Consider the following 17,092-nt stretch of genomic DNA (forward strand, 5'->3'; position numbering starts at 1 on the left):
TGTCCGTCGTTCGGAGTAGGCTTCCCTCAAATTAACAAAAGGGGGAGGACGACCGATGAACCGACGCGATTTTCTGCGCACCGCGGCCGCTGTGCCGCTACTCGGTGAGGCGGTTGGCGGGAGTGCTCTTGCACAAGACACCTATCCCAGCCGCAATATCACGATGATCGTGCCGTTTCCGGCCGGCGGCCAGGCCGATCTCGCTGCGCGCCCGGTCGCTGTGGCGCTGCAGCGGGTTCTCGGCAAGCCTGTCATCGTCGACAATCGCGCTGGCGGAGGCGGCGGCTCGGTCGGCAATGCACAGGCCGCGCGCGCCGAGCCCGACGGCTACACGCTGTTGATGACGTTGTCGTCGCTGGCGGTGTTGCCGGAGGCCGACCGGTTGTTCAACCGGCCGGTGGCCTATGAGGTGGCGCAGTTCACGCCGATTGCGCGCGTGCTGGCCGATCCGACCCTGCTCGCGGTGCCGGCCTCCTCGCCCTGGAAGACGCTCGCCGAGTTCGTCGAAGACGCCAAAGCGCGTCCCGGCGAGATTCCGTACGGCTCATCCGGCCCGTACGGCGTGCTGCATGTCGCGATGGAGATGTTTGCTGCGAGTGCCGACATCAAATTGCTGCACGTACCGTTTCGCGGCGGCGGTCCCGCCTTGACCGCGCTGCTGGGCGGTACAGTGCAGGCGATGGCCGCCGCCCCCGGCACCGTGAAGCCGCAGGTCGATGACGGCCGCTTGCGCGTGCTCGCCAATTGGGGCGCCGAGCGCATTCCGACTTTTCCTGATACTCCGACCTTCATCGAGCTCGGCCATAAGGATGTCGAGATGTACATCTGGGCCGGACTGTTCGCGCCGCGTGCGCTCCCGCAGCCCATAATGACACGGCTGCGCGAGGCGATGGCGCAGGCCACGACCAGCCCGGAGGTGGTCAAGTCCTTCGAAGCCGCTGGCAGTGCGGTGGCCTATCTCGATGCACCGGATTTTGCGAGGTTCGTCGCAACCGACAGCGCCCGGCTGATCGCGGCAGTGAAGCGAATCGGCCGGGTGGAGTAGGGGGCCAACAGAGTTTCACGCGCACCTCAGGCGCGGCTGTTGTGGATGCCTGGGCAGATTTTCCAGTCAGCAACGTCCGGAGCCGGAAGCGGACGCGTTGAGCGCTCGTCATACCGGTCGCTGGGCTGCGCTCATATCGCGGTTCAGCGCCGAAGCGATCTTCAGACAGAGGTCCTCGCCGCGGAACGGCTTGCCGATGGTTTGTGCCTCGTTGATGCCGGCAAGCGTCGCGCGGTCGGCGTAGCCGGTCACGAACAGAATTGGCAGTCGGGGATAGCGGGTGCGGACGCGCTGCGCCACTTCGGCGCCGCTCATGCCCGGCATCGCGAAGTCGAGCAGCAACAGGTCGATATTGGTCTGCGATTGCAGCACGTCGAACGCGGCGCCGGCGCTGCCGACCTCGACGACATCGTAGGAGCGATCGCGCAAGATATCGGCGGCAATCTGGCGCACGGCGTCGTCGTCGTCGACGATCAGGATGCGGGCTGGCGTCTGTGCCGTTGCGCTGTCATACGATATGGCGGTCTCGGCCCGATCTTCCGCCAGATCCGAGCGCGGCAGGAAGATGCAGATCGAGGTGCCCTGACCCTCCGCGGTGTCGATCCGGATCCCTCCGTTGGATTGTTTGGCAAAGCCGAGCACCTGACTGAGGCCGAGCCCCGAGCCTTTGCCGATTTCCTTGGTCGTGAAGAACGGTTCGAACACGCGCGCGCGGACGCTCGGGCTCATGCCGCAGCCCGTGTCGGTGACGCAGATCTGGACGTAGTCGCCGGCGGCCGGCTCTTCGGGCGAAGCCGGCTCGTCCAGTGTTGCATTGCTGGTGGACACCGTCAGCCGCCCGCCGACGCCCATCGCGTCCCGCGCATTGATGGCCAGGTTCAGCACCGCGAGCTCCAGTTGTGTGGGATCGACCAGCGCGTGCCAGAGGCCGTCGGCGAGTGAGGTCTGAATCTCGATGCTGCCGCCGATCGTGCTATGCAGGAGATCGCGCATGCTGGCGATGGTGTGATTGAGGTCGAGCACCTTCGGCTCGAGCCGCTGACGCCGCGAGAAGGACAGGAGCTGGTCGGTCAGCTTGGCGCCGCGCTCGGCAGCTGCGCGCATGAACTGCAGGCGTTGCGACAGCTTGCCGTCGATCCCGCGTGCAGCGAAATCCCTTTCCATGAACGAGATATTGCCGAGCACGACGGTCAGCAGATTATTGAAATCATGCGCGACGCCCGAGGTCAGCTGACCGACGGCCTCGAGCCGCTGCATCTGCCGCAACGTGCCTTCGACCCGCTCGCGTTCCTCCATCTGCGCAAGCAGCTGGCGATTGGCCGCGGCAAGCTCCTTGGTGCGCTCCTGCACGCGCTCCTCAAGCTCTTCATTGAGCCTGCGGCATTCATATTGCCGCCTGCGTCCACGCAAATGGGTGCGGACCACGCTGATCAAGGTGGTCGGATGAAACGGACGCTCAAGGAAACTGACGCTGCCGAGCGCCTCGGTCAGCTGCGCGGCCGTGGGATTCCGTTCGATGCCTCCGCCATGCTCGGTCAGCACGATGAACGGAAAATCCGACCAGGCCGGCTGCCGCCTGACCCAGTCGGCAAGCGGTCGGATGTCGATGCCGCGGAATGCCTCCTCCGTGACGATCGCAAGCTCGCAGCCTTCAGCAATTCCGGCGACGAGGTCCTGAAAGGAGCCGCAGATCTGCGCGCTCAAATCCGCCTCGTGCAGGATGCTCTGCGCGAGCTTGGCGTCCCTTCCGCGTGGCGCAAGGATCAGCGTTCGCTGGTGTGTGTCGGTGCTGTCGAACTTGCTCACAGTGTTTCCAATAGCGGCGCCGCGCCGCCGACGTAGGTCGGAATGCCGCGCAGCACGCCTTGGAAGTCGACGAGCGGCTCGCCGACGACGATGCCGCGAGTGTTGATCATCAGTTCTCTGATCGTATCCTCATGCGGGCCGGTACGCTTCTTGATGACCGAAATTGCCCGCCGCACCCGGCCGCGCGCTTCGAAATAGCGCAGCATGATCACGGCATCGGCAAGGTAAGTGACATCGACCGGCTGCTTCATCTCGCCCAGCAGGCCGTGCTGGGCGACAGTGAGCAGTGTGGCGGCGCCGCGGCGGTTGAGATATTGGAGCAGTTCGTGCAGGTGCAGGATCAGGAACTGCTCCTCGGGCATTGCGGCCTGATAGCCATTGAGGCTGTCGATGGCGACCGTCTTGATGTTCTCCTGGTCGACGCTGCGGCGAACGCGATCAGTGAATTCGCCGGGTGACAGCTCAGCTGCGTCCATCTGCTCGACAATGAGGTTGCCGGCGTCGCGCATGGCCTGGATGTCGATTCCAAGGGTCTTGGCACGTGAAATCAGCAGGCCAAGCTCTTCATCGAAAACGAACAGGCCGGCGCGCTCGCCGCGCCGGACGCTGGTGGCGAGGAATTGGAGCGACAGCAGCGACTTGCCGGTGCCTGCCGGACCGAGGATCAGTGTGCTCGAGCCGGCCGTGATGCCGCCGCCCAACAAATCATCAAGTTGTGAGATGCCGCTCTGGATGGGCGAGCCGATGAAACCGTGACGGTGCTCGGCCGCAACCAGCCGAGGAAATACCTGCACGCCACCATGGCTGATGATGAAGTCGTGATAGCCGCCGCGAAAACTCTGGCCGCGGCATTTGGCGACACGCAGCCGCCTGCGCTCGGCACCGTAGGTGGGCGCAAGCTGATCGAGATGGATCACGCTATGAGCGATGCTGTGAACGGCACGGTCGGTGCTTTCGGTGGTCAGATCGTCCAGGGTGATGACGGTGGATTTGTTACGGGCGAAATAATGCTTCAGCGCCAGGATCTGGCGGCGATAGCGCAGCGAACTTTGCGCCAGCAGTCGGATTTCGGACAGGCTGTCGATGATGATCCGCTGTGGCTGAAATTTTTCGATCGCCTCGAAGATGCGCTCGACGGTCTCGCCGAGTTCGAGATCCGACGAATACAGCAGGCTCTGATGTTGGTCGGGGTCCAGGATGCTTTCCGGCGGCACCAGCTCGCAGATCCGGATGCGATCGCCGATTGTCCACCCATGCGATGCCGCCCCGTCGCGCAGTTCGTCCTCAGTCTCGGCCAGGCTCACATAGAGCCCGCTCTCACCGGCTTTGGCGCCCGCGAGCAGGAATTGCAGCGCAATCGTTGTCTTTCCCGTGCCGGGAATGCCTTCAAGCAGATGAAGACGGTTCCGCGCGAGCCCGCCTCCGAGCACATCGTCGAGACCCGATATTCCTATGTTGGCGCGCGGCAAGCGCTGGCTGGTCGTTGTCATCCGATCAAAAGGAGGGTTGGGGAACCGAAGCGTTGTGGAACAACCAACGTTGTAGGGTCGGCTAGGTTCCGCGCCCCTGCGTCGGGTAAGTGTCGCCGCTACGCCGCATGCGCGTGCAAGGTGTCCCGATCACGTCTGTTTGTCTGGACCGAACCTTTGAATGTTCCGTTCATTGCCAGGAAACCCCCGGCCGAGCCGGGCGGTTTGAGTGTGCGATTGGACGAAAGGAATTCGGCATGCGCCTGCAGCACATGATGATCGTTCTTGCCCCGATGCTCTCTGCTGGTGCGGCCCTCGCCGACGATAATCGTGGCACGATGGACCAGCAGATGGCCTGCACGCCTGACGTGTGGCGGCTGTGCAGCGCCTACATTCCCGACCGCGACAGCATCGTCGCATGTCTGAAGCAGAATACGCCGCAGCTGTCCGGGCCATGTCGCGCCGTCTTTGAGCCGAGCGCACCACCCCAAGCCCAACAGCGGCCCGCGCGGCGTGTGGCGCAGCCTCGGACCGTGCCGCCGCACAACTATTCGGCCCAGCGCCGGACCTATGACATCGATGACGACGAGTGAGCCGTTCGGGCGCTCTTGATCGATCTCCGGATCAATCGCCGGATCGATCTTGGGCTTCGCAGACGTCGACCCATTCGGCCCCGGTCAGCTCAGCGATGCGTCCAGGCGCAATCCTCACAGCGCTGTGGGTCGAGCCGGCCGCGGGCACGACGATGTCGAACGCCTTCAGCGAGACGTCGCAATAGACCGGCAGCGGCGCTTTCAGTCCAAACGGACAGACGCCGCCCACTTCGTGCCCGGTGATCTCGGCTACCTCTTCGAGCCCAAGCATTTTCGGCTTGCCGCCGAACAACGCCTTGACCTTCTTGTTGTCCATGCGCGAGGTGCCTGACGTCACGATCAGGATGACACGCTCGCTGATCCGCAAGCTCAACGTCTTGGCGATGCGCGCCGGCTCGACGCCATAGGCTTCCGCAGCGAGGACGACGGTCGCCGAGCTCACGCTGGATTCGATAACGCTGATGTCGGGGGCTTTTTCGGCGAAGTAGGCGCGGACGGATTCCAGACTCATTTGCTTGCAACGATCCCGGGCAGTTCTGAGAGCGCAGCAATACGATAGTCCGGCGCAAAACCCAACTGGTCCATTTGCGTCCGCAGCGCCTTGAACATGGTCAGCGGCGGCACGAGGTCGCTCGCGGCACAGGTCGCAGCCATGGCTTCCGGAGTGATCCGTTCGATCCACGCAACCTTCAATCCGAAAGCCTTGGCCCCGCTGACGTCCCAGGGATTGGAGGAAACGAACAGCACGTCCGCCGGACTGACGCCGAGAGCCGGCTCGATCAGCGCATAGGCCTGCGGGCTCGGCTTGAAGATCTTGGCGGCGTCGACGCTGATTGTGGCATCAAGCACGCTGTCGAGGCCGCTGTTCTGAACCAGCGCGTTCAGCATGGCCGGACTGCCGTTCGACAGGATGGCGAGCTTGCACCCCTTCATCGCGGTCAGGGCCGAGGATGCGTCCGAATAAAGCTCGAGATGCAGGTATTTGTCGATGATGCGATCGAACGTGGCTGGATCGGAGGCGAGGCCGAGTACCCGCAGCGTGTAAGCAAGCGAATCGCGCGTGACCGTCGCGAAGTCTTCGTAGCGCCCCATCAAGGACCGCAACCAGCTATATTCGAGCTGCTTGATGCGCCACAGCTGCGTGATCATGTCGCCGTGGCCTGGAAACGCCTGCTCGGTCACGGCCGCCACCGACTGGACGTCGTACAGCGTGCCATAGGCATCGAAGACAACGGCTTTGATCCGCACGGCGTTTCTCCCGACAGCATGACCGCGGCGGACCGCCGCGCTCTCAATGCTAGCATGCTGGCCCCGGGCAGGAGGTCCGGGACGGGATCACGTTCGCTTGGTCAAACCTGAAGCGGCTCAGATGCCGAGCAGCTTGCGCGCGTTCGCCTTCAGCACCTTCGGCCGGATCTCCTCCCGGATATCGAGCTTGGCGAAATCGGCCAGCCAGCGGTCCGGCGTGATCACCGGCCAGTCCGAGCCGAACAGCATCTTGTCCTGCAGAATCGAGTTGATGTAGCGCACCAGGATCGGCGGGAAGTATTTCGGCGACCAGCCGGACAGGTCGATATAGACGTTCGGCTTGTGGGTCGCGACCGACAGCGCCTCCTCCTGCCAGGGGAAGGAGGGATGGGCGAGAATGATCTTCAGGTCAGGAAAATCCGCCGCGACGTCGTCCATATACATCGGGTTCGAATATTTGAGCCGCATGCCCATGCCGCCGGGCATGCCGCTGCCGACGCCGGTCTGGCCGGTGTGGAACAGCGCGATCGCGCCGCCGTCGTTGATCGCCTCATAGAGCGGATAGGCCATGCGGTCGTTGGCATAGAAGCCCTGCATGGTCGGATGGAATTTGAAGCCGCGGACGCCATAGTCCTCGATCAGCTTGCGCGCCTCGCGCACGCCCAGCTTGCCCTTGTGCGGGTCAATGCTGACGAAGGGGATCAGAACGTCGAGATGCTTCGAGGCCACTTCGAGCATTTCGTAATTGTTATAGCGGCGAAAGCCGGTCTCGCGCTCGGCATCGACCGGGAAGATCACCGCGGCGATGTTCTTCGACCGATAATAGGCGGCCGTCTCCGGCACGGTGGGCGGATGCTTGTGCGGCGACTTGAAATACTCCGCCATCTGCGCCTGGAAATCGTCATAGCCGTCGTCGGCGTGCATGCCGCAGGGTTCCTCGGCATGGGTGTGGATGTCGATGGCGACGACGTCGTCGATCTTCGGCAAAGCGAGCTTCGGCATGGGCGTTCCCAATTTGGTTCTTGGCTTGTGCAGGCGTTAAGAAAATTGATTATAGGATATAACAAATTTCGCAATGGGCAGCACCAAGGATCTTGGCCGTTCTGCCCTTCCACGGAGGGGCGCTCGGCGCCATGCTGGGGCACGACCTTACCTACGCGTTCCGATTGACATCCGGCCGGCCGGTGGTTAATAACCGGCCGTCTCGGGCGGCAGGGCCGCTAGCGGGAAAAGAATCATTTTTGCTACTTTCGGCCTGTTCAACACGGCCTTTCAAAAGCATCAGGACGTCCCATGAAGGTCCGTAACTCGCTGAAATCGCTGCGTGGACGCCATCGCGCCAACCGCCTCGTCCGTCGTAAGGGCCGTGTCTACGTCATCAACAAGGTCCAGCGCCGCTTCAAGGCTCGCCAGGGCTGATTGAGGCTGCCTGCGCTCTCCAAGACGTGCGGCTCACAGGGCTTTGACACGCGACTTGCTTTGCAAGCTCGGCTGACTGCGTCTAGATTTCAGGGATGGCACTGAAATCGCTCCGCGCAATTCTGCTCACCGCGTTTCTCACCGCGACCCCCTTCCTCGCCCACGCGCAGGATGACCCGCACGCCGCGCCCAAGCCGAAGCCTCCGGAAGCGCCCGCGAAGCTGCCCAAGGTTGGCGTCGACAAGACACGGGGCCTCGATTTCCTGTTCGGCGCGCTGAAGGCCGCTCCCGATGACATGAGCGCGCGTCATGTCGAGGCGCGGATCTGGGCGATCTGGCTGCAGACGCCGAGCGATACGGTCGCGCTCTTGATGTCGCGGTCCAAAGCCGCAATGGACGCGCGCCAGAGCGACGTGGCCCTCAAGCTGCTGGACGCCGTGATCAAGCTCCGTCCGGATTACGTCGAAGCCTGGAACCGCCGGGCGACGTTGTACTATCTGCAGAACGACTATTCCCGCTCGCTCGCCGACATCCAGCAGGTGCTGGCGCGCGAGCCACGGCACTTTGGCGCGCTCGCCGGGCTCGGCATGATCATGCAGGATCTCGGCGACGACAAGCGCGCGCTCGACGCCTTCCGCAAGGCGCTTGAGGTCAATCCCCATCTCGAGAAGGTGCCGGAGCTGGTGAAGACCTTGAGCGAAAAGGTCGAGGGGCGCGACATCTAGCTATAGCGCGTAGGCGCGCGGTTCATGGTCGGTTAACCATGATTCATGCGCCGCCCTTGTTCCCCAGAACAGCCCTCATTAAGTCGCGCTTGGCCGCCATGAACGGCAGGAGCATCGAGATGCAACGTTGGGTGCTGGGAGCGAGCCTGACCGTCCTGTTCGCAACCACAAGCTTGGCGGAAGACCTGTTCTGGGTCGTGGGAGACCGCGCGGCCGACCGGTGCGCCATCGTGACCAGCAATCCCGTCATCGTCGGCGACATCTGGTTCGCCGACGGTCCCTACAAATCGCTTGCCGACGCCAAGCTGGCACGCTCCACCATTGGAGCGTGTCCCAACAAGCAGGACCCTGCCGACGATTGATGCGCGACGACCGATGCGGCGAAAGCAGGCCGTCGTCCGTGATCAATGCAGCGCGGTGCTGCGCCGCTCGGTCAGGCCGTATTGCGCCGCCGCCGCATAAAGCTGGACGATTTCGGCTTCCAGGTGCTCGTTGACGAGCAGCAAAGCCTTCAACGCCCCGCGCAGATCGCCATTGCAGCTTGCGACGATTTCGTCGATAGCCGCCTCGCTTGAACGGAAACTCATCGGATACCCCCTCCCAAAACCCTGCAGGACTAACTCTTTCGGCCCGATCCCGTTGCTGTGAATCACGTGGATCGATCGGGTCGCCAGCGGTGATGGCATGCGCCCACGTCCAACAAAAAGTCCGGACCATGGTTATAAAATGGCCGACGACGCGCTGATGACAGGATTCGCGCCCGCAACCGGGCGACGGGCCGGGATGATTCGCAACCTTTCCAGCCCTGCCTTCGTATCTGGCATATGACAGGCAGAAAATTATCAATGATTTCAATCGTACTTATCTGCGTTCTGGGGTTGTTGGCGGTCGTAACGCACCTCGGGGTAGTAGCGGTGGAGCGGCGCTATCCCGCTTCCGGTCAGACGATCAAAATCGAAGGCGCGAACATTAATCTTGTGGATATCGGCCCCCGCGACGGCGCGGAGCCGCCGCTTCTGCTGATTCACGGCGCGAGCTCCAACCTCGACGCCATGCGTCGACCGCTCGGCGATCTGCTTGCAAGATATCACCGGGTGCTGCTCGTGGACCGCCCCGGACACGGGTGGAGCGAGCGTGATCGTCTGGAGGACTCCACCCCCGCGATCCAGGCCCGGATGCTCGAGGACGTGCTGCAGAGGCTCGGCGTCACCAGCGTCATCCTGGTGGTCCATTCCTGGAGCGGTGCCCTCGGGACCCGGATGGCGCTCGACTTCCCGCACCGCGTGGCCGGGCTCGTGATGTTGGCCCCGGTGGCCTATCCCTGGCGTGGCGGGGTCGGTCGTTACAACGAGGCCGTCGCAACGCCGCTCATCGGGCCGCTCTTGGCCAACACGATTACGCTGCCTCTGGGCCTGTTGCTGGCGAAGCCCGCGGCACGCGGCGTGTTCCTGCCGCAGCCGATGCCTGACGATTTCCTGGATGTGACCGCCACGCCGCTGCTGCTGCGGCCCCGTGAATTCGCAGCCAATGCGCGCGATCTGGCGACGCTGAAACAGGCCGTGCGCGAGCAGGCGCCCCGCTATGGCGAGATCAAAATACCGGTCACGATCATCGCCGGCGACGCCGACCGGACCGTCTTCACCGACATCCATTCGCGGCCGTTTGCGCAAGCCGTGCCGCAGACGCGGCTGATCGTACGGCCGGATCTCGGGCACATGGTGCAGAATGCAGTCCCCGAGCTCGTGATCGAGGAGATCGATCGTATGGTCGCGGGGATCGCGCGGGCAAACGCGTTGCCAACCGGTCCGTGATCGTTCGGAATGAGAAAGCCCCGGTCCGCAGGACCGGGGCGTTCTTATCAGTCTTGCAGGATGATGCGGCGCCGCAGGGCCGCGCTGCATCACTGCTTCTGCTTGCCGTCCTTGTCGAAGGACGAGAGGTAGGCCCACAGATTGTTGATCTCGGTCTCGTTCTTGATACCGGCGAAGGTCATCTTGGTCCCGGGAATCTTCGCCTTCGGATCCTTGATGTATTCCTTGAACTGGGCTTCGTTCCAGGTGATGCCGGAGTTCTTGTTGGCGTCTGAATAGTTGTAGTCCGGGGCGGTGCCCGAGTGGCGGCCGTCGAGCCCGTTGAGCTCGGGGCCGACCTTGTTCTTCGCGCCTTCGCCGATCGAATGGCAGGGCAGGCACTTGTTGAATGAGGTCTTTCCAGCAGCCGCGTCCTGCGCCAGCGCGGCGGAGGCCAGCGACGATGCGGTCATGACAACGAACGCACTCAAAGTCAGCTTGTTCATGGATCTTGGGCTCTGTGTTTTGCGAGACGATTATGCGCACGGTTTGTGGCATGGCGCTCCGGCCGAGACAAGCTGCAACGCGCCGCCCGAACTTATCAATATGTCCGATCTGTTTGCGTAGCAGCAAAGATCGAAAGCGGATGGCTCCGCCTATCCAAACCGCTGCGGTTGTGATTGATAGGACTGGACAAATCGAAACGCGCGCTCGAGGGAGACCACGATGGCGATCAAGATGCCGGAAGCCGATCAGGCCGTGCTCGGGCGCCGGAGCGAGATCGTCGCCGCGTTGCGCGCGATCGTACCCGGCGAAGGCGTCATCGACAGTGCCGCCGAGATGCTTCCCTATGAGTCCGACGGTCTGATGGCCTATCGGCAGCCGCCGATGGTGGTGGTCCTGCCGGACACGACGGAGCAGGTCGCGAAGGTCCTGAAGTACTGTCACGAGCAGGGCATCAAGGTGGTTCCGCGCGGTTCCGGAACCTCGCTGTCGGGTGGCGCGCTGCCGCTCGCTGATGGCGTGCTGCTGGGCTTGGGCAAGTTCAAGCGCATCCGCGAGATCGATTTCGACAACCGCGTCGTCGTCACAGAGCCCGGGGTCACCAATCTCGCGATCAGTCAGGCGGTCGCGCACGCCGGCTTCTACTACGCGCCCGATCCGTCCTCGCAGATCGCCTGCTCGATCGGCGGCAATGTCGCCGAGAACTCCGGCGGCGTGCACTGTCTGAAATACGGCATGACCACCAACAACGTGCTCGGCTGCGAGCTCGTGCTGATGACAGGCGAGGTTTTGCGAATCGGAGGCAAGTGCGCGGAGAACGCGGGCTATGACCTGATGGGACTGATCACCGGATCGGAAGGCCTGCTCGGCGTGGTGACGGAGGTCACCGTGCGCATCCTGCAGAAGCCCGAAACGGCGCGCGCGCTGATGGTCGGCTTCGCCGAGGTCGAGGCCGCCGGCGAATGCGTGGCCCGCATCATCGGCGCCGGCATCATCCCCGGTGGCATGGAGATGATGGACAAGCCGGCGATCCACGCGGCGGAAGCCTTCGTCCATGCCGGCTATCCGCTCGACGTCGAGGCGCTGCTGATCATCGAGCTCGACGGTCCCGCAGTCGAGGTCGACGAGCTGATCACGCGCGTCGAGGCGATTGCCAATGGCTGCGGTTCGACCTCCTGCCGGATCTCGACCTCCGAGGCAGAGCGCAACCTGTTCTGGGCCGGCCGCAAGGCGGCGTTTCCCGCCGTCGGGCGCATCTCGCCGGACTATCTCTGCATGGACGGCACCATCCCGCGCGGCGCCCTGCCGCAGGCTTTGGCGCGCATCCGCCAGCTCTCGGAAAAGTATCAGCTCGGCTGCGCCAACGTCTTCCACGCCGGCGACGGCAATCTCCATCCGCTCATTCTCTACGATGCCAACAAGCCCGGCGAGATGGAGCGGGCGGAGGCGTTCGGCGCCGACATCCTGCGCTGCTGTGTGGAGCTTGGCGGGGTGCTGACCGGCGAGCATGGCGTCGGCATCGAGAAGCGCGACCTGATGCCGGACATGTTCACCGAGATCGACCTCAATCAGCAGCAGCGCGTCAAATGCGCGTTCGATGCGCAGGGCCTGCTCAATCCGGGCAAGGTATTCCCGACGCTGCACCGCTGCGCCGAGCTCGGCCGCATGCACGTGCACGCCGGCAAGCTCGCCTTCCCGGACCTGCCGAGATTCTGAAGAGCGCTCTCTCTCCGCACCGTCATTCCGGGGCGCCCGCAGGGCGAGCCCGGAATCCATAACCACAGGCCGGCCTGCGGGGCACGTCAGTAATTCCATCTCGCTCCAACAACATCCGCCCAGGAGTATGGATTCCGGGCTCATCGCTTCGCGATGCCCCGGAATGACGGAGGAGAGAGCCTTCCTCATTTCATCCACCTTCCAATCCGCAGACACACGTCAGCATCCCGCGGCACCTTGCGCCCGGGCGATACGATCGACATGGCCCTTCGAAAACAAACGAGAGGGCGCGGAGAATGCCGGGTGAAGGCCTCACCCATGGCCCGCCTGCAAACAAAAAGCAGGCGGCAGTCACCACAGGTTCAGCCGATCAACCGGCATTCCCCGCGCGCTGGTTTTAACGCTTATACGTGCTCGCCCCGGGGACCGGCTCGATTGCCCCCGTCATCGGCAACAACGCATAAACGCTGCCGCCGGCTTGACCTCAGCACCGGGAGGCCAGGCCCACACGATTTCACGTCCGCGTCGCAGTCGTTCGTCGGCATGATCAGATCACGCTGCGACCCGACACGGCCACCGCATCCCCACCTCACGTATCGTGACGACCGCGCGTACGCCCCTCTCGGCGAGGCAGGATGCGCGGATGATTGCACGATTTCTGGAAAAACGAAAGAGAAAAATTTGCGCCCTGGACATGCTGGCCGTTCGGCGTTGAAGCTGCTCGCGAAATTGCTCTTTTTTCGCGCGAGCCGATTTTGTGCGTCGTATACGTGTAGCTAGATGGCGCGAGAAACTGCTGAGGTGATTTGCCCGTCGGCTGGAGGTTCTCTTCGAAGCATGGCGAGCGGGCTCGCAGGATGCGCGACGGATCGAGCCTTGGACCTCTCCCGTGTGGAGCAAATCTGAAGAACATTCCGATAGCGCGAGAGCGGGGCTTGGGTAAACTCGTCCTCTCTGGGAGCAGGCATGTTGGACGGTCTAAAGCACTGGTGGGCAATCAGGCAGATGCGCCGCTCAAGAGCGGCCATCCTGAAGGCTTACGGAAAGGATGTGGCTGCCGCAAGACTCGCAAAAAAGTCAGACGCCGAAATTGAGAAAATCCAAGAGAATGAGCATCACGAACTGCGGTTTGTCGATGATGAACGAGATATCGCTGAGTCCCGGAGACTAGTAAGTCGCGCGGCGCATTGTCGGGTGCCAGTTCCACAGTCGCAAGACGATTGGGAGGATTCGATCATTTCGGACGCCGTCACCTATCCAGGTCTGGAGCGTCAAAGCTGCGTATGGACATCTTCGCCTACCAAAAGGCGCGGTGGGGTCACTGGTACAGCCGCGTGCAACTCGTAAGCAGCCTAGTCGGAATTATCGGCGGTTTGGTCCGTATCGTCGGATGCACTATGGGCGCGTTGGCATACTTCAAGTTGCCGCCTCACCCTTGAAGATCATCGCGCCTGCGGAGAGGAACATATGGTTGAGCAGCCAAAGCCAAGCGAAATCTCCAATGTATTCGGGATGGATCATCCCCAGCACATGTGGACGAAGCTGGCTTGGGAATTGAACGGCCTGATGAATTCGATGTCCGTTTGGAAGGACAACGAGGCAGCGCCTGAACCCTTGTTTCACGCCTTCAACACCGCCGTGACTGCCTGGCATGTTTCAGACTGGCTCTGGCAGTACAGCCCTCAGCTTCGCACCAAACTCGCCACCAAATTCCAGATCGTGTTCGAGGAGACGCCGACCGGAGTGCGAAACGGCCTGGGGAAGTTTCAGAACGCTGTTGTTCCGCATAGTGATGCCTTGCGTATTTGCCGAGAAATCGCGACAGGCTCTAAGCATATGCGCAAAGATAAAGTAGACCATAGCATCAAGGCCCAAGCGGTTTGGACTAAGGAGATAAAAGGTGTCGGTTTCGTGAAGCCTGGGGATCTATCGATGAGCCTTCGCGTCACCTTCAACGACAGGGAAATGGATGCCGAACTGGCTTTCATCGAAGCGGCTGGTTACTGGGAAAAGCTAATGATCGAGCTTGAGGTGTTCACTAAGGATGCGCGCTTGCCGGATAAGATCGTGAAGGAGGGTTAGGCGGGCGGCTCAATCCTATTAGCTTAATTGTTGTTTCCCTGAGGGTTAGAAGCTCGTCAATCATTGTGAGACAGGAGGCGTTCGGCTTGTTGCTCGGCGCATGGGCCTGAGGGCTGAGCCGTAAGCGCGGACCCAAGCTATTATGTGCAAGTTCAAGCCGATACCGACGTGCGACGACAGGTGGTCGCGAGCGCTAGCCGATGTTGCGCGTGCAATAGCGTTGTTGAAGGTATGCGTTCTGCCTTGCTCGACGCTTGCGGCTCTTCTAGATTGAGCCATCTAGAGAGATAACATTTACGGATGCTTTATGTCTGACGCAGAAGAATCGGATTGGAATGAGGAGCTTGAAGACGAAGTATCCGTTAGCGAAGCACGCAGTCTTGTCGTGTTCTCGCGCGATTGGACTGTCGAAACTATTGTCAGGCAGATTGAGCGAGGAAACATTGATCTAAATCCAAAGTTCCAGCGGCGGAATGCATGGACAGACGAAAAGCGGAGTAAGCTCATAGAGTCACTGCTTATCGGCGTTCCAGTTCCAGAAATCGTATTGGCTGAGGACCAAAGCAGGAAGGGCGCCTTCCTGGTAATAGATGGCAAGCAGAGGCTGCTGGCTGTCGCCGGATTTCTCGAATCAAAATTTGAATTTTGGAAGGTGCCGAAGCTCCGAGGATTGAAGACGCGCGGCGAACTCAATGGGAAATCCTTCGCGGAGTTTGCTGGTCCGCAATCTAATTCAGGTGAGGTTGCTGAGAGCGAAGATCAGCGTGGATTACGAAATGCGGACATTCGCTGTACGATCATATCCAATTACAGCGATGTCGGCGTGCTTTACGATATTTTCTATCGATTGAATGCGGGATCTGTTCCGCTGTCATCCCAAGAATTGCGGCAGGTGCTCAACAGAGGGATGTTTGCCGACTTTATTATCGGCGCTACGAATCAGGTGCTTCCGCTCCACGACGTTATGAGGCTCTCCGAGCCAGATGCGCGACTGAGGGACGCAGAGATTCTCCTTCGATATATCGCGTTCTCCAAATATGGCGAGCTTTACGATGGAAATCTTACGCCGTTTCTCGATGCGACTATGGCTAGAGTCAACAAAGGTTGGGATTCGGGCTTAAAGTCCGAGGCGGAAGAGTTGTTCATTCAATTTAATAAGGGCACCGCCAGACTGTTGGAACTGTTCCCGCCTAATAAGGTGGGACGAAAGTTCGTTAAAGACTGGGAAACGAGGTTCAATCGGGCGCTATTTGAGGTCCAAGTGTATTATTTCGCACGCATTACTGATAGGAAGTTCAACGCCCACAAAGAAAAATTTGTCTCCGCCTTTCAGTCGTTCTGCTCGACTGACCGGGCATTCCAAGACAGCATCGAAACGACGACTAAGACGAAGGAGCGTTACTTTACTCGCTTCGATTTGTTTCGTCAGCTGATTAATGCGACGTTCAAGACCGCCATCAATGACGTCCCTGTGCCGAAGCCTGAATGATGCGTCATGCATTTGATGAGCGACTTAAGCGATGAGCTAAAAAGGCAGATCGAGCAAATCGAGTTAGAGTTCCTCTCGAAGTTCTTTCCTGCCGATCCCCAAGACGGGCCCGACAAGTATCATCTTCATGTCAAAGCATATTGTCTTTTAGCACACGCAGCGTTCGAGGAGTTTGTCGAAAAAATTTCTATTGAATTGATGAAGGGCTCGATTCAGCATTGGTATGACACGAGGGGTATTGCAAAGCCCCTGCTGGCTCTATGCCTCTTTTACGATGCGAGGCTGAGAATCGAAGAGAGTGAGGAAGTGGAGCAGGATCGCCATTTCGATGCTATCCGGACAGTGCTAAATGAGGTCAAACAAGCACATTCAAAGGCAATCTTAGACAATCACGGATTTTCGTTAAAGTATCTTCGCGCGATATTCACGCCGGTGGCCGTCGACGTTTCGCTTGATCTTTCTTTGGTCGACTCGCTGAGAACGTTAGCCGATGCTCGTGGTTCTTACGCGCACACCGCCGCCGAGCTAGCTCACTTCACAGATCGAAAGAGAGCTACGCACCCGATGACGCCGGAGAAAGCACGCGAGATCGTTGGTGACTGTTTGAAGCTGTGTCTGAAAATCGCGGATGACGCTCTGAAAATTCTGGAGCCTGTCCCTGCGTCGAGCTCGAAAGAAAAACCTGCTGCCGGTGCGCGATAACTGCAGTGGATTGTCTGCCTAAGCGATGCGGTTTTCGTTGGGCTGAACTTCGATTGCAGTGTTCGAAAGGTCGGCGGGTTACGCTTCGCGCTCTACGGGCTGCATTGTCACCATTGGCCGTGCGGCATTCAAAGAATCATCTGCTCTTGATCTGGCTTGCGTGACATATTGGATAGCCTAAATTCTCTTGAGGGCTGACGTTGATTCGAAAGGAAAATGCAATGGCCTACCCGCAAGAGCTAAGCGCGAAGATCAAAATCCGTAAGAATACGTTGTTTCGCGACATCGCGGACGCCGAAGGTTTTGATGAAATCGCCTCGGACAGTTCGAGTATTACGTTGATACGGAATCGGCCTGTTAACGTCAAACTCGCAGGGCACGTCGAATTTCTGGCGTCGCTTCCGCGTGATGTCATCGCGGCGGCCGTTGCCGGTGTTGAGATCGTTACTTAAGAAATCATCCCTCCAAGGTAATTCACAAGAACGTCTCGCCTGCCTCGCTCAA

18 protein-coding genes are annotated in these 17,092 nt (G+C 60.7%); 11 read left to right on the forward strand and 7 right to left on the reverse strand.

Annotated features, from left to right (window positions below; all coding sequences use genetic code 11):
* Window positions 1-55 precede the first annotated feature (55 nt).
* The gene (locus tag ACQR1W_RS13870) at window positions 56-1,045 is read left to right on the forward strand and encodes a Bug family tripartite tricarboxylate transporter substrate binding protein (protein ID WP_434851308.1); all 990 of its coding nucleotides are present in this window, start codon (window positions 56-58) and stop codon (window positions 1,043-1,045) included.
* 108 nt (window positions 1,046-1,153) lie between these two features.
* On the opposite strand, the gene ACQR1W_RS13875 is transcribed toward ACQR1W_RS13870, so the two are convergent.
* Both ACQR1W_RS13875 and ACQR1W_RS13880 read right to left on the reverse strand, forming a co-directional pair.
* On the reverse strand, window positions 1,154-2,851 hold the full coding sequence (locus tag ACQR1W_RS13875; RefSeq protein WP_434851309.1) for a response regulator: 1,698 nt from the start codon (window positions 2,849-2,851) through the stop codon (window positions 1,154-1,156).
* On the reverse strand, window positions 2,848-4,341 hold the full coding sequence (locus ACQR1W_RS13880; protein ID WP_434851310.1) for an ATPase domain-containing protein: 1,494 nt from the start codon (window positions 4,339-4,341) through the stop codon (window positions 2,848-2,850). Before ACQR1W_RS13880 ends, ACQR1W_RS13875 begins: the two co-directional genes overlap by 4 nt.
* A gap of 236 nt (window positions 4,342-4,577) precedes the next feature.
* On the opposite strand from ACQR1W_RS13880, the gene ACQR1W_RS13885 reads away from it, so the two are divergent.
* Window positions 4,578-4,913 carry a hypothetical protein gene (locus ACQR1W_RS13885; RefSeq protein ID WP_434851311.1) on the forward strand — a complete coding sequence of 112 codons (336 nt, stop codon included), beginning with the start codon at window positions 4,578-4,580 and terminating at the stop codon, window positions 4,911-4,913.
* A 31-nt stretch (window positions 4,914-4,944) separates the two neighbouring features.
* On the opposite strand, the gene ACQR1W_RS13890 is transcribed toward ACQR1W_RS13885, so the two are convergent.
* The 3 genes from ACQR1W_RS13890 to ACQR1W_RS13900 all read right to left on the reverse strand — a co-directional run bounded on the left by ACQR1W_RS13890 (window position 4,945) and on the right by ACQR1W_RS13900 (window position 7,163).
* A complete protein-coding gene (locus ACQR1W_RS13890) occupies window positions 4,945-5,424 on the reverse strand; it encodes a YbaK/EbsC family protein (protein WP_434851312.1) in 480 nt (159 codons plus the stop codon).
* Complete coding sequence (locus tag ACQR1W_RS13895; RefSeq protein ID WP_434851313.1) at window positions 5,421-6,161, reverse strand: haloacid dehalogenase type II; 741 nt, start codon at window positions 6,159-6,161, stop codon at window positions 5,421-5,423. The genes ACQR1W_RS13890 and ACQR1W_RS13895 overlap by 4 nt, the downstream gene beginning before the upstream one ends.
* A gap of 117 nt (window positions 6,162-6,278) precedes the next feature.
* Window positions 6,279-7,163: an amidohydrolase family protein gene (locus tag ACQR1W_RS13900; RefSeq protein ID WP_434851314.1), complete on the reverse strand. Its 885-nt coding sequence runs from the start codon at window positions 7,161-7,163 to the stop codon at window positions 6,279-6,281.
* A gap of 291 nt (window positions 7,164-7,454) precedes the next feature.
* Here ACQR1W_RS13900 and ykgO point away from each other — a divergent pair, with 291 nt between their 5' ends.
* From ykgO to ACQR1W_RS13915, 3 genes are all read left to right on the forward strand, one after another.
* The gene (gene ykgO, locus ACQR1W_RS13905) at window positions 7,455-7,580 is read left to right on the forward strand and encodes a type B 50S ribosomal protein L36 (protein ID WP_006611362.1); all 126 of its coding nucleotides are present in this window, start codon (window positions 7,455-7,457) and stop codon (window positions 7,578-7,580) included.
* A gap of 95 nt (window positions 7,581-7,675) precedes the next feature.
* Window positions 7,676-8,305: a tetratricopeptide repeat protein gene (locus ACQR1W_RS13910; protein WP_434851315.1), complete on the forward strand. Its 630-nt coding sequence runs from the start codon at window positions 7,676-7,678 to the stop codon at window positions 8,303-8,305.
* Window positions 8,306-8,424: 119 nt separating this feature from the next.
* Window positions 8,425-8,667, forward strand: coding sequence for a hypothetical protein (locus tag ACQR1W_RS13915; RefSeq protein ID WP_434851316.1), 243 nt, complete (start codon window positions 8,425-8,427; stop codon window positions 8,665-8,667).
* Window positions 8,668-8,709: 42 nt separating this feature from the next.
* On the opposite strand, the gene ACQR1W_RS13920 is transcribed toward ACQR1W_RS13915, so the two are convergent.
* Window positions 8,710-8,892 (reverse strand): hypothetical protein, encoded by a 183-nt coding sequence (locus ACQR1W_RS13920; RefSeq protein WP_008969039.1) that lies wholly within the window; start codon window positions 8,890-8,892, stop codon window positions 8,710-8,712.
* A 258-nt stretch (window positions 8,893-9,150) separates the two neighbouring features.
* Between ACQR1W_RS13920 and ACQR1W_RS13925 the strand changes: the two genes are divergently transcribed.
* On the forward strand, window positions 9,151-10,116 hold the full coding sequence (locus tag ACQR1W_RS13925; protein ID WP_434851834.1) for an alpha/beta fold hydrolase: 966 nt from the start codon (window positions 9,151-9,153) through the stop codon (window positions 10,114-10,116).
* Between the two features lie 89 nt (window positions 10,117-10,205).
* On the opposite strand, the gene cycA is transcribed toward ACQR1W_RS13925, so the two are convergent.
* A complete protein-coding gene (gene cycA / locus ACQR1W_RS13930) occupies window positions 10,206-10,601 on the reverse strand; it encodes a cytochrome c-550 CycA (RefSeq protein ID WP_434851317.1) in 396 nt (131 codons plus the stop codon).
* A 220-nt stretch (window positions 10,602-10,821) separates the two neighbouring features.
* Between cycA and ACQR1W_RS13935 the strand changes: the two genes are divergently transcribed.
* From ACQR1W_RS13935 to ACQR1W_RS13955, 5 genes are all read left to right on the forward strand, one after another.
* Window positions 10,822-12,315, forward strand: a complete 1,494-nt coding sequence (locus tag ACQR1W_RS13935; protein ID WP_434851318.1) for an FAD-linked oxidase C-terminal domain-containing protein — start codon at window positions 10,822-10,824, stop codon at window positions 12,313-12,315.
* Window positions 12,316-13,782: 1,467 nt separating this feature from the next.
* The gene (locus ACQR1W_RS13940; protein ID WP_434851319.1) at window positions 13,783-14,397 is read left to right on the forward strand and encodes a hypothetical protein; all 615 of its coding nucleotides are present in this window, start codon (window positions 13,783-13,785) and stop codon (window positions 14,395-14,397) included.
* 307 nt (window positions 14,398-14,704) lie between these two features.
* A complete protein-coding gene (locus ACQR1W_RS13945; RefSeq protein WP_434851320.1) occupies window positions 14,705-15,886 on the forward strand; it encodes a DUF262 domain-containing protein in 1,182 nt (393 codons plus the stop codon).
* 6 nt (window positions 15,887-15,892) lie between these two features.
* Entirely contained in the window at window positions 15,893-16,588 is a 696-nt protein-coding gene (locus ACQR1W_RS13950) for a HEPN domain-containing protein (RefSeq protein WP_434851321.1), read from the forward strand.
* 221 nt (window positions 16,589-16,809) lie between these two features.
* The gene (locus ACQR1W_RS13955) at window positions 16,810-17,040 is read left to right on the forward strand and encodes a hypothetical protein (RefSeq protein ID WP_434851322.1); all 231 of its coding nucleotides are present in this window, start codon (window positions 16,810-16,812) and stop codon (window positions 17,038-17,040) included.
* The last annotated feature ends 52 nt before the right edge of the window (window positions 17,041-17,092 follow it).

This window comes from Bradyrhizobium sp. HKCCYLS1011 (genome assembly GCF_051167795.1).
Taxonomy (GTDB): Bacteria; Pseudomonadota; Alphaproteobacteria; order Rhizobiales; family Xanthobacteraceae; genus Bradyrhizobium.

What these genes read in the sequence shown, in the direction of transcription:
- ACQR1W_RS13870 (WP_434851308.1), top strand. Translation starts at nt 56, where the DNA reads ATGAACCGACGCGATTTTCTGCGCACCGCGGCCGCTGTGCCGCTACTC.
- ACQR1W_RS13880 (WP_434851310.1), bottom strand. Translation starts at nt 4,341, where the DNA reads ATGACAACGACCAGCCAGCGCTTGCCGCGCGCCAACATAGGAATATCG.
- ACQR1W_RS13885 (WP_434851311.1), top strand. Translation starts at nt 4,578, where the DNA reads ATGCGCCTGCAGCACATGATGATCGTTCTTGCCCCGATGCTCTCTGCT.
- ACQR1W_RS13890 (WP_434851312.1), bottom strand. Translation starts at nt 5,424, where the DNA reads ATGAGTCTGGAATCCGTCCGCGCCTACTTCGCCGAAAAAGCCCCCGAC.
- ACQR1W_RS13900 (WP_434851314.1), bottom strand. Translation starts at nt 7,163, where the DNA reads ATGCCGAAGCTCGCTTTGCCGAAGATCGACGACGTCGTCGCCATCGAC.
- ykgO (WP_006611362.1), top strand. Translation starts at nt 7,455, where the DNA reads ATGAAGGTCCGTAACTCGCTGAAATCGCTGCGTGGACGCCATCGCGCC.
- ACQR1W_RS13910 (WP_434851315.1), top strand. Translation starts at nt 7,676, where the DNA reads ATGGCACTGAAATCGCTCCGCGCAATTCTGCTCACCGCGTTTCTCACC.
- ACQR1W_RS13915 (WP_434851316.1), top strand. Translation starts at nt 8,425, where the DNA reads ATGCAACGTTGGGTGCTGGGAGCGAGCCTGACCGTCCTGTTCGCAACC.
- ACQR1W_RS13920 (WP_008969039.1), bottom strand. Translation starts at nt 8,892, where the DNA reads ATGAGTTTCCGTTCAAGCGAGGCGGCTATCGACGAAATCGTCGCAAGC.
- ACQR1W_RS13925 (WP_434851834.1), top strand. Translation starts at nt 9,151, where the DNA reads ATGATTTCAATCGTACTTATCTGCGTTCTGGGGTTGTTGGCGGTCGTA.
- cycA (WP_434851317.1), bottom strand. Translation starts at nt 10,601, where the DNA reads ATGAACAAGCTGACTTTGAGTGCGTTCGTTGTCATGACCGCATCGTCG.
- ACQR1W_RS13935 (WP_434851318.1), top strand. Translation starts at nt 10,822, where the DNA reads ATGGCGATCAAGATGCCGGAAGCCGATCAGGCCGTGCTCGGGCGCCGG.
- ACQR1W_RS13940 (WP_434851319.1), top strand. Translation starts at nt 13,783, where the DNA reads ATGGTTGAGCAGCCAAAGCCAAGCGAAATCTCCAATGTATTCGGGATG.
- ACQR1W_RS13945 (WP_434851320.1), top strand. Translation starts at nt 14,705, where the DNA reads ATGTCTGACGCAGAAGAATCGGATTGGAATGAGGAGCTTGAAGACGAA.
- ACQR1W_RS13950 (WP_434851321.1), top strand. Translation starts at nt 15,893, where the DNA reads ATGCATTTGATGAGCGACTTAAGCGATGAGCTAAAAAGGCAGATCGAG.
- ACQR1W_RS13955 (WP_434851322.1), top strand. Translation starts at nt 16,810, where the DNA reads ATGGCCTACCCGCAAGAGCTAAGCGCGAAGATCAAAATCCGTAAGAAT.